Origin of the sequence: uncultured Turicibacter sp. (assembly GCF_938044715.1) — a bacterium.
GTDB lineage: Bacteria > Bacillota_I > Bacilli_A > MOL361 > Turicibacteraceae > Turicibacter > Turicibacter sanguinis.
Genome location: NZ_CALIOS010000116.1, coordinates 20,346 through 35,875, shown reverse-complemented (window position 1 = coordinate 35,875; position 15,530 = coordinate 20,346). Strand labels below are relative to the sequence as shown.

At 33.6% G+C, this 15,530-nt stretch carries 14 protein-coding genes and 1 tRNA gene; all 15 read right to left on the bottom strand.

The genetic code is table 11. The features are described from left to right. Positions 1-174: 174 nt before the first annotated feature. Positions 175-1,287 carry an AI-2E family transporter gene (locus QWC74_RS11010; protein ID WP_006785197.1) on the bottom strand — a complete coding sequence of 371 codons (1,113 nt, stop codon included), beginning with the start codon at positions 1,285-1,287 and terminating at the stop codon, positions 175-177. 486 nt (positions 1,288-1,773) lie between these two features. Further along, a complete protein-coding gene (gene eno, locus QWC74_RS11005) occupies positions 1,774-3,063 on the bottom strand; it encodes a phosphopyruvate hydratase (protein ID WP_006785196.1) in 1,290 nt (429 codons plus the stop codon). Between the two features lie 284 nt (positions 3,064-3,347). Further along, positions 3,348-3,421, bottom strand: a tRNA-Thr gene (locus tag QWC74_RS11000). A 300-nt stretch (positions 3,422-3,721) separates the two neighbouring features. Then, the gene (gene gpmI, locus QWC74_RS10995) at positions 3,722-5,263 is read right to left on the bottom strand and encodes a 2,3-bisphosphoglycerate-independent phosphoglycerate mutase (RefSeq protein WP_006785195.1); all 1,542 of its coding nucleotides are present in this window, start codon (positions 5,261-5,263) and stop codon (positions 3,722-3,724) included. 243 nt (positions 5,264-5,506) lie between these two features. Beyond that, positions 5,507-6,478, bottom strand: coding sequence for a DNA-binding protein WhiA (gene whiA / locus QWC74_RS10990; protein WP_006785194.1), 972 nt, complete (start codon positions 6,476-6,478; stop codon positions 5,507-5,509). A gap of 5 nt (positions 6,479-6,483) precedes the next feature. Next, positions 6,484-7,464, bottom strand: a complete 981-nt coding sequence (gene yvcK / locus QWC74_RS10985) for a YvcK family protein (RefSeq protein WP_006785193.1) — start codon at positions 7,462-7,464, stop codon at positions 6,484-6,486. Between the two features lie 14 nt (positions 7,465-7,478). Beyond that, positions 7,479-8,348, bottom strand: coding sequence for an RNase adapter RapZ (rapZ, locus tag QWC74_RS10980; RefSeq protein ID WP_006785192.1), 870 nt, complete (start codon positions 8,346-8,348; stop codon positions 7,479-7,481). Positions 8,349-8,387: 39 nt separating this feature from the next. After that, a complete protein-coding gene (locus QWC74_RS10975; RefSeq protein WP_006785191.1) occupies positions 8,388-8,843 on the bottom strand; it encodes an NUDIX domain-containing protein in 456 nt (151 codons plus the stop codon). A gap of 77 nt (positions 8,844-8,920) precedes the next feature. Then, the gene (locus tag QWC74_RS10970) at positions 8,921-9,736 is read right to left on the bottom strand and encodes a putative manganese transporter (RefSeq protein ID WP_006785190.1); all 816 of its coding nucleotides are present in this window, start codon (positions 9,734-9,736) and stop codon (positions 8,921-8,923) included. A 91-nt stretch (positions 9,737-9,827) separates the two neighbouring features. After that, positions 9,828-10,757 (bottom strand): thioredoxin-disulfide reductase, encoded by a 930-nt coding sequence (gene trxB / locus QWC74_RS10965; protein ID WP_006785189.1) that lies wholly within the window; start codon positions 10,755-10,757, stop codon positions 9,828-9,830. After that, positions 10,757-11,407, bottom strand: a complete 651-nt coding sequence (gene ppaX, locus QWC74_RS10960; RefSeq protein ID WP_006785188.1) for a pyrophosphatase PpaX — start codon at positions 11,405-11,407, stop codon at positions 10,757-10,759. Before ppaX ends, trxB begins: the two co-directional genes overlap by 1 nt. Before the next feature lie 15 nt (positions 11,408-11,422). Further along, positions 11,423-12,277, bottom strand: coding sequence for a prolipoprotein diacylglyceryl transferase (lgt, locus tag QWC74_RS10955; protein ID WP_006785187.1), 855 nt, complete (start codon positions 12,275-12,277; stop codon positions 11,423-11,425). Between the two features lie 55 nt (positions 12,278-12,332). Next, positions 12,333-13,271: an HPr(Ser) kinase/phosphatase gene (gene hprK / locus QWC74_RS10950; RefSeq protein WP_288994047.1), complete on the bottom strand. Its 939-nt coding sequence runs from the start codon at positions 13,269-13,271 to the stop codon at positions 12,333-12,335. A gap of 82 nt (positions 13,272-13,353) precedes the next feature. Beyond that, on the bottom strand, positions 13,354-13,887 hold the full coding sequence (locus tag QWC74_RS10945) for a phage holin family protein (protein WP_006785185.1): 534 nt from the start codon (positions 13,885-13,887) through the stop codon (positions 13,354-13,356). A 298-nt stretch (positions 13,888-14,185) separates the two neighbouring features. Beyond that, positions 14,186-15,160 (bottom strand): 3D domain-containing protein, encoded by a 975-nt coding sequence (locus tag QWC74_RS10940; RefSeq protein WP_006785184.1) that lies wholly within the window; start codon positions 15,158-15,160, stop codon positions 14,186-14,188. Positions 15,161-15,530 lie beyond the last annotated feature (370 nt).

Sequence of the window (15,530 nt, the reverse complement as noted above, 5' to 3'; positions counted from 1 at the left end):
TTTCTTATCTATAAACTCTATGATTAACTAAACAATTATATGTAGAAAAGACATGATTTTTTGAAGTTTGATTATTTTTGCATATATAAGGCCCGAGACTCATTTATAATGGTGAAATATATTTTTGTTTTAATATAGAAAAGGTCATTCCATGATTATGAAATGACCTTTAAACTAATTCAATTCATTATTTTTTTTACTACGGTATTCAAAATAGACGTCTTTACTATAACGTAAGATAATTTTTATAATACCTGCAATCGGAATAATGAAAATCATCCCAATTACCCCAAAAATTTGTCCTCCAATAATAATAAGTGTTAACAAAATAATTGGATGAAAGTCTACTGCTTTAGAGAACACAAGTGGTTTAATAAAGTTTCCTTCAATAAAATTAAGTGCTAATACTCCGATAATGACATACACTGGCGTCCAAATCGAAACTGTTAAACCAAAAAGAGCAGCTGGAATCGTACCAATAATTTGTCCCACATAAGGAATAATATTTAAAAATCCAATTAAAACACCAAATACAACCGCGTTATCTAATCCAATTAAGGCAAAATAAATAGATGCAATTATCGATAAAGCAAGTGATACTGCTAATGTTCCTGACACATATCCCCTCACAACTTCTTCCGATTCTTTTAAAATATTAAAAAATTGAATATGACGGTGAGTTATTAAATAGTTTTTAATTCGATTACGCAGTTCATAGAAGTTATTTAAAATATAGTATAACAAAATAGGAACTAGGAATAACATCCCTATAATCATCGTAAAACTACTACTTGCACTTGATAACCAACTACCTGCTCGTGATAAAAATGATGAAAAAAGGGTAAAGAATTTTGAATTTTCACTAAACAGAGAACTAAAATCAAACTTATAAATATCAATATAATCTAGATTTAAATTAGAAATAAGAAGCTCCACTTTTTCAATCAACATTGGCATACTATTAAGTACTTCTTGAATATTAACAATTAAATACGGAATTAAGCTAAAGATAGCATAAAATAACCCACCGACAATTGAAACAAAGGTTACAAGTATCGCGTATGAACGTTTAAAATGTAAGCGACAGAAGAAATCGACTAATGGATTGAGTAAATATGCTAGAGAAATCGCAATAATAAATGGGCTAATAATTAAATTTAATGCTGAAATAACAGGTTTAATAATCGGAAAACATATTTTAATAACCTGAACCCCAACTAAGATCCCAATTAATAAGACAACTCGATTAATCAATTTAAAATTCAAAGTTTCTTCTGATTTTTTCATTTGTCTCATCCTTTCAATCATGTCATATATTTTTAACAATTTTAAACTGGTTAAACACTCTAGAACTGTATATTGAAATAAAAATTTCTTCCTATCAGTTGCGGATTGTTTTTCACACCAAATACTAGCGAACCTATATTATATAGATTAATTCCATCCTATGGTAATTTTTATTAAAGCAGTATTCTATTGTCTAAAGGTTAATTCACCAAAGGTGTAATAAAATCAAATGGAATCTCTCCCATTTAAAAGGTATCTTCTACTAATAGGTCGCATTTTTTCTAAGTATAGAAGACTTATATATAAGTATATTTTAGCATATTTTGTTAAATCGACAATTATTTTGAAAATGTTTTTTTGTCAAAAAAAGCCCATCTAGATTTAGTTACCTAAACCTAGATGGGCTTCAATATATGTGCATGATTAATTAGGTTATAAATCCCTAACTTAAAAACAATCGTGTGCGATTTAATTTAATAAATTAAATTATTTTTTTAAGTTATAGAAAGATTTAACTCCGTTGTAAACAGCTTGTTGTCCTAATTCATCTTCGATACGTAATAATTGGTTGTATTTTGCAATACGGTCTGTACGAGACATAGAACCTGTTTTGATTTGTCCAGCATTTGTAGCAACTGCGATGTCAGCGATTGTAGCATCTTCAGTTTCTCCTGAACGGTGAGATACAACTGCAGTGTATCCAGCTTTCTTAGCCATTTCGATAGCTTCGAAAGTTTCAGTTAATGTACCGATTTGGTTAACTTTGATTAAGATTGAGTTAGCCACGTTTTTCTCGATACCTTCAGCTAAACGCTCAGTGTTAGTTACGAAGAAATCGTCTCCAACTAATTGAACTTTATCTCCGATTTTTTTAGTTAAATAATCCCATCCAGCCCAGTCGTCTTGGTCTAAACCGTCTTCGATTGAGATGATTGGATATTTTTCACATAATTCAGCGTAGAAGTCACATAATTCTTCAGATGTGAATACTTTTCCACCTTCACCAGCTAAAACGTATTTTCCATCTTTGTAGAACTCAGAAGAAGCAACGTCCATAGCGATCATTACGTCTTTACCTGGAACATATCCAGCTTTTTCGATAGCTTCTAAGATAACTTTGATAGCAGCTTCGTTTGATTCTAAGTTTGGAGCGAATCCACCTTCATCTCCAACTGCTGTATTTAATCCCATACCGTGTAATACTGATTTTAATGCATGGAATACTTCAGCTCCCATACGGATAGCTTCTTTGAATGTTGGAGCTCCAACTGGCATGATCATGAATTCTTGGAAGTCGATGTTGTTGTCAGCGTGCTCTCCACCGTTGATGATGTTCATCATTGGAGTTGGTAATTCTTTAGAGTTGAATCCACCTAAGTAACGGTATAATGGTAATCCAACGAAATCAGCAGCAGCATGAGCAACAGCCATAGATACACCTAAGATTGCGTTAGCTCCTAATTTACCTTTGTTTTTAGTTCCGTCTAAAGCGATCATTAAACGGTCGATTCCACATTGGTCAGTAACATCCATACCAACTAATTCAGGTGCGATAATGTCGTTAACATTTTTAACAGCGTTTAAAACACCTTTTCCTAAGTAACGAGATTTATCTCCATCACGTAACTCAACAGCTTCGTAGATTCCTGTAGAAGCTCCAGATGGTACTAAAGCACGTCCGAATGATCCACTTTCAGTTGTAACTTCTACTTCAACAGTAGGATTTCCGCGAGAGTCTAATACTTCGCGAGCATAAACGTCAACAATATAAGGCATGTATGACAGCTCCTTTTTTTCTAATTTTTTCACACTTCTTATTATAATACATTTTTTTGGAGATTAAAGATATTTTTCTGTTGTAAACGCTATTTTTTGTAAATTAAAGCTCATACTAATGAAACAAAATAAGCTCTTACATCATATTATTCCTCAATATCTCAATTTTTTTCAATACAATCTCTAATATGACCAAAATTTCAATTATTATGAATCACTAATTAAGAAATTTGACAAAAAAAAATCTAGCTCTCAGCTAGATTATATATTTCAATCCATTTTGATGGTGCCGGGTGCGAGAATCGAACTCGCGGCTACGCATTACCATTGCGTTGTTTTACCACTAAACTAACCTGGCTTCCACTTTTATATAGTACCATAAATATCCACCATTTTCAAATATAAACGTTAAATTTACCTCTTTAATTCTTGAATAAGTCGATTTTTTTCTTTGTCTTATCATCCATACCTTTTATCTTTATTATGGAATTTTATATTACAAATAATCACACCTATTCCCTATAAATTAAACTTCAATCATATATTGAAAGTATATATGAATCCGATTATAAATATTATAATTTACCGAAAATAATACCACTTTTTTTACAAAAAGTAAAAGACATAACACCTTTTAGGCGCTATGTCTTTTTGAATATTATTTAATGATTGATTTTCCTGTCATTTCAACTGGTTGTTCAACACCTAATAATTGTAACATTGTTGGAGCTAAATCTCCTAAGTTACCTCCGTTACGTAACTCGATTCCTTCTTTAGTTACAATAACTGGAACTGGATTAGATGTGTGAGCTGTGTATGCTCCACCATTTTCATCTTCTAATTTTTCAGCATTTCCGTGGTCAGCTGTAATAATTGCAACTCCACCTTTAGCGATGATTGCATCCACAACTTTACCTAAGCACTCATCAACAGCTTCTAATGCTTTAACTGTCGCATCGAATACTCCAGTATGTCCAACCATGTCTGGGTTAGCGAAGTTTAAAATAATTGTATCATGAATATCTTTGTTAATTTCAGCTACACAAGCATCAGCTACTTCGTAAGCAGACATTTCTGGTTTTAAATCATAAGTTGCAACTTTTGGAGAGTTAATTAAAACTCGAGTTGCTCCTTCGATTTCTTTATCTACTCCACCATCGAAGAAGAATGTAACGTGAGCATATTTTTCAGTTTCAGCAATACGTAATTGTTTTAATCCATTTGCTGCAATAACATCTCCATAAGTATTAGCTAAGTCTTGTAATGGGAATACAACTGGCCCATTTACAGCACTTCCGTAAGACATCATTGAAATAAAGTATACATCTTTTGGCCCTTTTGATGAATCTAATGCTGGTTTACCTTCTTTTGCATAGTTTGCAACATTTTCTGGGTTAGATAACGCGATTGCGATTTGTTGTGCACGATCAGGACGGAAGTTGGCAAAAATGACTGTATCTCCATCTTGAATTAATCCATTTTCATCAACAACAAAAGGAGCAACGAATTCATCTAAAATATCATTTTTGTAAGAAGCCTCTACACCAGCTTTAGCTGATTCGAATTTTTCTCCAGTTCCTTGAGTCATAGCATCGTAAGCTAATTGTGTACGATCATAGTTTTTATCGCGGTCCATTGAGTAGTAACGTCCTGAAACAGTCGCAACTTTCCCCATTCCGATTTCAGCTAATTTTGCTTCTAATGCTTCAACATATTCTAATGCAGATTTAGGAGCTGTATCACGTCCATCTAAAAATGCATGAACATAAACTTCTTTTGCACCTTGAGCTTTTGCAGCTTCAACTAATGCATACATATGTTCATTATGTGAATGGATTCCACCAGGTGATAATAATCCCATTACGTGAATTTTTTTGTTATTCTCTAAAGCATGTTTAACACCTTCTGCAATTGTTGCATCAGTATTTAATTCACCATTTTTAACCGCTAAGTTAATACGAGTTAATGATTGGTAAACGATGCGTCCTGCACCTAAGTTTAAGTGTCCTACTTCTGAGTTCCCCATTTGTCCTTCTGGTAAACCAACTCCTAATCCAGAAGCTTCTAAAGTGTTATGAGGATATGTATGGAATAAACGATCTAAGTTTGGCATTTTAGCCGCTTTAACTGCATTCCCAGCAGTTTCATCACGTAAACCAAATCCGTCTAAAATGATTAATGCTACAGGTTTTTTAGTCATATTGTTTCCTCCTTAAATTATCTATCTATAGTATACTAAACTTTAATTTATAAGTACAAGATTATCAGAATGTAAGCGGTTGTTAATTTGTTTTCAATCCTCTTTATTATCTATCATTCATTTAAAATCATACTCAACTTAAATTTGATTTAACATAAAAAAACCTTATTTATGCCATATAGTCATAAATAAGGTTCACGTTTGTTCTACTATTTCAAAACGATAGATACTCATCATCTCGCTTTAATCTTGATTTTCTTCTAATAAACGTTTCTTTTGATTGTCACGAATTTCTTCAGCCATTTCAGCTAATTTACGCATACGATGATTAATCCCAGATTTCGTTAATTTAAATCCTCTTTCATTTGAAATATCGCTTAAATAATTCAAATTTTCTTCAGGAAATTCTAAACGCAATTTAGCTACATGTTGTAATCTCTCTGGTAATGAATCAATTCCATATACAAAATCAATTAATTCAATATTATCAATTTGACGTTGAGCCGCCGCAATCGTTTTAGTTTCATTTGCAATTTCACAATTATTCAAACGATTTTCTGAATTTCTAATATCCCTAAAGATACGAACATCTTCAAAATTCAAGACTGCATTATAAGCCTCAATCACTCTTAAAAAATCACTGATCTTCTCAGCTTCTTTAATATACATAATATATCCCTTTTTACGCTGTAAAACACGAGCATTTAAATTAAAAACATTAGCTAAATCTTTTAAATCTTCTGCTAGTTCTTGATCTAATGTAGAAATTTCAAAGTGATACGATGATGTTTCTGGATTATTAACTGATCCTCCCGCTAAAAAAGCACCACGCATATACGCACGTTTACAACAATCATATTCTACTAAATCTTTTGCAATTCCAAGAACAAATCCAACACTTTCAGACATAATCCCTAATTCTGTTGCAATATCTCTAGCATTTTTTTTAATTCGAATAATATAGACATTATTCTTTTTTAATTGCATTTTTTTTCGTGATAATAAATCGACCTCTGTATCAAAGAGCTGTTTAATTAACTGTAGCGTTCGTCTTGCAATTGCCGCATTCTCTGTTGCAAAGTCTAAAACTAATCCTTTATTCGATAAAGAAATCACACCATTCATTCGAATTAAAGCAGACAATTCGGCTTTTGCACAACAATCATCTGACTGAATTTGAACTAACTCTTTTTTTGTTTCAGAAGCGAATGACATAATAATCACCCCTCCCTTTGTTCTTCGATGTCTAATAATAATGAGAAAATAGTTGCTGCTACTTTCTTAGTATTATGGCGCACTTCTCCTACGTTATTATAAGAAACTAATCGGCTCTTAATAACATCTATATTCATGTTTTCTAATACCTCTTCGTCAATGACAACCATATCAGAATTTTGATGTGTATAGCGTTCATAAGTACTATCGTCAACACTTTCATCATTTACAATAATCTTATCGATAATATGACATCCTACATGTTCTTCAATAACACGAACATGATCAGAAGCCGTCATACCTGTTGTTTCCCCTGGCTGGGTCATAATATTACAACAATAGACACACTGAGCTTCCGTTTTAACAACTGCATCAGCTATTTGTTTTAACAAAAGGTTAGGAATAATACTTGTATACAAACTTCCAGGGCCTAAAAGAACTAAGTCTGCCTCCATGATAGCTTCAACAGCTTCATCTAGTGCTGGCTCATCTGGATTTGTATAATAGACACGTTTAATTTTCTTATCTTCAACAGGAATGAGTGATTCGCCTTGAATGATTGTACCATCATCATACTCAGCACACAAGCATAACGGGGTGTTACTTACTGGTAATACTGTTCCTCGAACTTTTAAAACTTCACTTAACTTTTGAACCGCTGATGCAAAATCCCCTGTGATATTTGTCATTGCAGCAATTAAAAGATTTCCTGTTGGATGACCTGCTAATTCTGTTTCACCTTTAAAACGATATTGAAATAGTTCTTGCACTAGTGGTTCTACTTCCGATAATGCCACTAGAACATTTCGAATATCTCCTGGTGGTGGAACATCAAAATCACTTCTTAAACTTCCAGAGCTTCCTCCATCATCGGCAACTGTTACAATCGCTGTAATATCGATTGGATAACGCTTTAATCCTCTTAATATTGTAGATAACCCGGTTCCACCCCCGATTACCGCTACCCTTAAATCATACTCTGCCATTATTTTAGGCCCCCTTATTTTTTATGTGCTCGGTGGATATCACGGTGTTTTGAATTGGTTTTATAATCATTTTCAAAAGCGTGCGCCAAGTATTCAGCAATTGCAACTGAACGGTGTTGACCTCCAGTACATCCAATCCCAATGATCACTTGTGATTTTCCTTCAGCCTTATATTTAGGAATTAAAAATTGTAATAAATCTACTAATTTAGCTAAGAAGGTTGTTGTCTCCTCAAAACTCATCACATACTCATAAACTCCATCATCAAGTCCTGTTTGTGGACGTAATGTTTCAATGTAAAATGGATTTGGCAAAAAACGTACATCAAACATAATATCTGTATCAATCGGTGTTCCATGTTTAAATCCAAATGACATGAATGTGACGCTAAAATAATCTGAATCCAAATCCCCAAACTTTGTAATAATCTGCTGTTTTAAATCTTTAGCAGCTAGACCCGTTGTATCAATTGTAACATCTGAAATATCTCGAATTGGCTTTAACAACTCTCGCTCTTTATCAATTCCATCTAATAAATTTGTATCTCGTGATAATGGGTGTGTTCTTCGAGTTTCTTTATAGCGTTTTACTAATGTTGCATCATCTGCATCTAAGTATAAAACATGGACATTAACAAAATGACTATCTTGTAAGAAATAAAGCATCTCGTCAATTGAGTTAAAATCAAGTGATCTTAAGTCAATCACAACGGCTAAATTTACTGATTGCTCACTCGTACCCAAAATTAAATCTGTTAATTTAGGCAATAAAATAGGTGGAAAATTATCAATACAATGATATCCTACGTCCTCTAGACTATTCAGTACGACACTTTTTCCTGCTCCACTCATTCCCGTGACAATTAATAAGTTAATCTTTTTCACTATGACACCCTTCTTTCACTCTATTATCACTTTTTAATATTATTCATCTGTATTTTGAATCAGTTCAATTAACTCATATGTTGGTGTATAAATTTGAGTTGAAACGATAGGCAGATCTGACTCTAATAATTTCTTAATAATAAAACGATCACCTTCAAACATCGGTAATTCATCAACTTCTTTAAGGGAATGCCACGCTAATGAACCTTCACGGTTTTCCTCAATTAATTCACCAGTTGAATCCGTTGCTTTAACGGTATATAACATCCACTCTTTTTTTTCTAATTCTTCTTCAACTACAACCGTTGTAATAGCACCTAATTTTGCGTGCTTCAATTGTAGGCCTGTTTCTTCATAAAACTCACGTAGCCCAGTTTGAATAATATTCTCCCCAAACTCAGCTTTCCCACCTGGTAAAAACCATTTTTGGCGACTAGGTTTAAACAAAAGAAGAATTTGATCATCTTGCACTAATAAACTATGAACAACTCTCATTCGTTAGCCTCCTTCATTACTCCTTATTATATCATATAAATAGCAAAATAGAAAAAACTGACTAACATCGTCAATTTTTAAATTCCAATAATCAGTATATGGAAAGTCAATCCGATGAGAACTCCAAAAAAGTAAAGTAATCCAATAATCACTAAATTTTCTTTAAGTAACTTATTCATTTTAAATAAGGTTAACAATCCTGCCCCCACACCTGTACAAAGTCCTGCTAACAAAGAACCAAAGGTAATCATGCCTTTTAAATAAAGATCAGTTAATAAAACAGATGCTGCACAGTTAGGAATTAATCCGATGAGCGCTGCTAAAAAAGGTTGTCTATAAGAGGTTTTCATTAATACCCGTGCCAATGTGTCTTCTCCAATCCAGGAAATAACCAAGTTAATCAAAAACGTCATGATAAATAAAAAGACTAGCACCTTCACTGAACGTTCAAATGCCTCTATAAAAATTGATTTCTCCTTTTGATACTCGTATCTAGAAACTGTGGATAATTCTGATCTTTCTCCTCTCCATAATAAATCAATTAGAATTCCAACAAAACTTGCATAAATCACTTTTATTATGACTAATAACGCAATCATTTTCCACTGATTAACATGAGTAAACATCAATGGAATCGCCTCATCCGATGTGGCGATAAAAACTGCTAGCAAAGTTCCTAATGTAATCACACGTCCTGAGTATAAAGACGATGCTGCAATCGATGCCCCACACTGTGGAATACATCCACTTAAAGCTCCAGCGATTGGACCTAATTCTTTCTTTGCACATAAATTTATTTGCTTATGTTCCACCCATTCAAATATAGCGTACACTATATACAAAAGTGGCCAAACTTTAGCCGTATCCAAGAAAGCATCCATAAGTAAATCCATCTCTCTCATCCTTTCAATTGCATAAAAAAAGAAAACTTAATTAAAGTTTTCTTTTTAAATATATTAAACGAAACGAGAGTTCATTCGTTAATTAACGTAAATTTGTTTCAATGTATTTAAAGGCAGATTGTGCAGCGATTGCTCCATCGTTAACTGCTGTGACAACTTGGCGTAATTCTTTACTAATAACATCTCCCGCTGCAAAGACACCTGGAATCTTCGTCATCATGGCGTGATCAACGACTACATACCCTGATTCATCTGTAATTCCTAGATCTTTTACCATCTCCGTAATTGGATCTAATCCGATATAGATGAATGCTCCCGCTGCCTCAACTGTTGATACTTCACCTGTTTTCACATTTTTAACTTTTACGGCACCTAATTTTCCATCAGCTTCTTCAAATGATTCTACTGTTGAATCCCAAACAAATTCGATTTTTTCATCAGCAAAAGCACGTTGCTGAAGAATTTTTTGAGCACGTAATTCATCACGACGATGAATAACCGTTACTTTCTCAACTAATCCAGCTAAATAGATAGCTTCTTCGATTGCAGAATCTCCACCACCGATAACTGCAACTTTTTTCCCTTTAAAGAATGCTCCATCACAAACAGCACACCATGAAATTCCACGTCCTGATAATTGTTGTTCACCTGGTACATTTAATAAACGGTGTTTGGTTCCTGTTGCTACGATAATTGTTTTAGCGTAAACTTTATGATCTCCACAATCGATAACTTTTGTTCCATCCTCCGCAATTGTTACATTTTCAACGTAACCATATGCATATTCAGCTCCTGCTGCTTGAGAATGTTCAAACATTTTCATTGATAAATCAGGCCCAGAAATCTTTTCAAATCCTGTATAATTTTCAATTTCGAATGTATTAACCATTTGTCCACCTGGAGCTCCGCGTTCGATCATAACAACAGAAAGACTCGCACGTGCTGCATAAATTGCAGCTGTCATTCCAGCAGGCCCTGCTCCGATAATCGCAACATCATATACTTTTTCCATTATTGAACACCTTCCTTTTTAATAATTTCTACTAGTTCATCAGCAGTATTAATTATATAAGTCGGATTAAACCCTCGCAAATAATCTGCACCTTTTAATGCCCAACCGACTGCAATACTTTTGACTGATGCATGATTTGCACACTCAATATCGTGTGAATTGTCACCCACCATTATAACTTCATCTTTTAAAAGATTTAGCTTTTTTAATGCTAATTCAATCGGTTCTTGATGGGGTTTAGGTTGCGTGACTTCATCTGATGAAATAATATAATCAAAATAATCTAAAATATTTGTATGTTTCATTGCCTTTAACGTCATATCACGTTTTTTAGATGTGACGATGACTAATCTTAATCCTAAAGCTTTTAAAGCTTTAAGCATTTCTTCGATTCCAGGATAGATTTTAATTAATCCATCATGATTTAACACATAATGATGACGATACATCTCAACCATTTCCGAAATGTTTTGTGGATAATATTTCATCGCTGTTTGTTCGAGTGTTGGACCAATACAGTCGATAATTTCTTCATATGTGAATTCACGGTTCGGATAATAGTATTTAAATGTGTCTGTAAATGATTTAATGATTAAATCATTTGTATTTAATAGAGTTCCATCTAAATCAAATAATACAGCTTTAATCATGAGTCTAGACTCCTTTTAGTTTTTTAAATAGAAACTACGATATGTGACCAAATTCTTTTTCATTACACGTCTTGCAACAACAACAATTAAAACAGCTATAACTGTGATGATTGAAATAAATTGAGCCATACGAATCGTATCCGTTAACATCAAACTATCCGTTCTCATTCCTTCAACAAAGTAACGACCAATTGAATACCAAATAGCATAAAAGGCTGCAATTTCTCCAACTAATAATTTACTTAGTTTTCGTAAGATAAAGATTGCAATTAAAAATCCAATCACATTCCAAAGTGATTCATATAGGAAAGTTGGATGATAATATGCCCCGTTAATATACATATTATTGATCACAAAATCTGGGATGAATAATGAATGCAAAAATTCTCGTTGAGCATCAAGTGTTGCACCTGGAACAACTCCACCATGCGCCTCTTGATTCATAAAATTCCCCCAACGTCCAATCGCTTGAGCAATAAAGAAACTGACAGCTGCAATATCTGTGATAAGCCACAGTGAAATATTTTTTCGTTTACAGAAGAAGTATCCAAAAATAACAGATGCTATAATTGCACCATGAATTGCAATCCCTCCCTGCCAAATTTTAATAATATCCTCAGGATGGACAGAGTAATAATCCCAAGAAAAAGCGACGTAATAAATACGAGCTCCAATAATAGCGATTGGTAAGCCAAATGTCACTAAATCATAAAAAAATTCTGGTTTAATCCCCATACGTTTCCCTTCACGAATGGCAAGATAAAGTCCGATTGCGACCCCTGACATAATCAAAACTGCATACCAATAAATAGTAATGGGCCCCAATTGTAAAAATACACGATTTAACGGTTCAATTGCTGAGTGATCCATATTATCCTCCTTATTACATGAAAAGTGAGGCTGCACGTCCTCACCTCTAAATCATTTATTGATTATTTTTATTTTGGATATAGCTATTTAATTGATTTGTGAAAGCTTCTGCTGCGTTATACCCCATAACTTTTAATCGATGGTTCATCGCAGCTACTTCAATTAAAGAGGCAATACTACGTCCTGGACGAACAGGAATTGTAATTTTCGTAATGTCTGTATTGAATAATCGAGTCGTTTCATCTGATAATCCAATTCGATTATAAATTTTTTCATTATTCCAATCTTCTAATTCGATCATTAATGTCACGCGTTTTTTATGACGATACGCACGGGCACCAAACATTTCAACCACGTTGATAATCCCAATCCCACGAACTTCAATAAATTGTTGTAATAATTCTGGCGCTCGTCCTACAACTAATCCTAGTTCTTTTTCATAAAAATCTACTCGATCATCGGCAATCAATTGATGACCACGGTGAATTAATTCTAAAGCTGTCTCACTTTTCCCGATACTACTTTTTCCGGTAATTAAAACTCCAATCCCATTGACGTCAACAAGTACCCCATGTACTGATTCAATTGGAGATAAAGCTTCCTCTAAATAATTTGAAATTGATGTAAATAAAACAGTTGTTTCTTTTTGACTTCTTAACATCGGCACTTGCGTTTCATTTGCTAACTCCATCATTTCTTCTGGAATTTCAAAGTTTTTAGAGAAAATAATAACTGGGGTATCTTCTGTGAATAAAACACGAGCTCTTTCTTTTCGAGTTTGTGAATCTAATGTTTGAAGATATAACCATTCTTTTGTTCCAATAATTTGAACACGGCGTTTTGCACTGTCTCTAAAATATTCTATAACACCCGCAAGCTCCATTCCAGGACGTGAAATCATTTGTTCTGTAATTTTACGATCTAATGAAATCTCTTTCGTGATTACTTCTAATTTTAATTCTTGAACTAAATCTGCAACTGTTACGACATTCATCCTATCACCACCAAATAATTTTAATGAATTTTATTCATCTTTATGAGCTATCGTTTAGAAAACGACTTATCTTTAGTTTTGATTACAATTTCACTTTTATTGTATCTTCTTTTAAAAAGTAATGGTTAATTGCCATCCTTAATAATGAAATGAAAATAGAAGCTAATACAGCAACACCAAATGATGTAATCTCAAAACTTGGTCCCATTAAATAATCAGCTATAACCAACAGAAATCCATTAACAAAAACATAGAATAATCCAAAAGTCATAATGGTTAATGGGAGCGTTAAAAGGACTAAGATAGGTTTTAAGATTATATTTAAGATAGACATTATAATGGCTGCGTTACAGGCATCTAAAAAGCTACCTAAATAAAATCCACCTAACCATCCACTTGTCACCATTAAAACAATCGTATAAATCATTAAATTAATTAAAATAGACTTTAAATCAAAGCACCCAACTTGTTTTGAATATATGACTTCGGTACCTGAACGATTTTTACCCGATTGTTTTTTTTCATTTTTAGCATCCCCATTTAAGAGATTTTCAATTACTTTATTTTCATCAATAACTTCTCGATCAGACTGATTAAGATTTTCTTTCCGATTCATTCTACTCCCTCCAAAGTCTAGTCAATATTATTGTATCATAACTCAAACGTATCACAACACTTTTAGCAATTCATGTCAATTTGTTTCTAGGGCTTTTAATATAATAAAAAAGCCTTCTAGCTTTAACAATCATGTTAAATCTAGAAGACTCTTGAATATTTACGCGTCACGTTATGACCATTTTAATGCTTCAGCTAATGACCTTGATATTGATTGTCGTAAGAACTTTCACTAACTGTCCATCCCTCTACAAGCAATTAAAATTGTTAAGTGGCTATAACGCCTCGTAAATGAAAGATTACCAGCCCAATCTGAGGACTTTAGTTTGTTTGTATTTGCGGCCAAAATCCCATGCGTTGGTATTGACCAATAAATCTAAATCATTTCCAGTGATAGCACTTCCTCGGTCAAGAACGATTGCTTTTCCGATTCCATCAATGTCAACAATTGTTCCACAAGGATAATCTTTCCCTGCGGCTACGATACGAAGTTGTCCGTATTCACTATCATTATAGTAAATCGTATTACTAACATCCGTATACGGCTTACATGCTACTCGTGAACCTCCACCAGCACTTTGAACATCATATGCTGTCATATTGGCAACAAATGAAGTAATGGCTCCAGTTCCAACAGCAATTGTGCGTGGTTGACCTTCATCAACTACATTAGTCGCTACTTTAGTTTGTTCAACGTGATCTCCGTTTTTATAAACTTTTTCGTAGACGTGCTCAACTACTTTTGGACTTCCTTCATTCCAAACTTCCTGTTCATTACTAGGAAGTTCATCCGTGTAAACATATTCAGTATCTAAATTTATTTCTTCATAAACAGATTCATACTCTTTTTCAACACGGGTAATTTCAATTTCCATATCACCTTCTACATGAGAAGTTCTGGCAACTGAAATTTCATCATTTGTACTTAGCTCGATACTACGAGCTTTTAATACATCATCGACAGTCGGTTCCGTTGTCATAACAAGAGTTTTAATTCCCCCATCGTTAATTACGACAGGTTGTGCTCTTGTAATATCAATTTCCATACCATCATAAACGCGATCATCAAAACTCACGTTCATATCATCAAAATTTCCAACTCTGATTTTTTGTTCCTTTAAGAACTCATCCACGGTTTGCTGATATGTTGTGAATGTACTTAGCTCTCCATTATCATTGATGTTTACTTCCTTCAAGTTGGATTGCATGACGGCGTAGATACCAACCACTATTACGCATAAAGCTGTAATAAATGCAATTAGGTCTCGTTTCATCTCATGCGCCTGTTGCCTAAAACACTATAGTGAATAATCATTCACCAAGCTCATTTTAGCAACAGTTCACCTCCTTCTTTACGTCCGATAAACAAGCAAGTAATCTTTCTAGCGTGAGCTTACGACTCGCCTATCATAGCACGAGGTCAAAAAAAAGGTCAACACTATCACCGCTTCTAATTCTTGTTTAATACATTTTTTATACAAAAAGAACATAAAAGTATAGTGATTCGGACACATTTCGTTCGTTTTTCGATGATTTTCCTGATTTTTCTAGAACACTTTGTCTGAAATGCGCATTATCGACCGTTTTAAGATGAATTAAAAAAACAAAGAGAGCCTCTTCCTTAAGAAAAAGCTCTCTTTTATT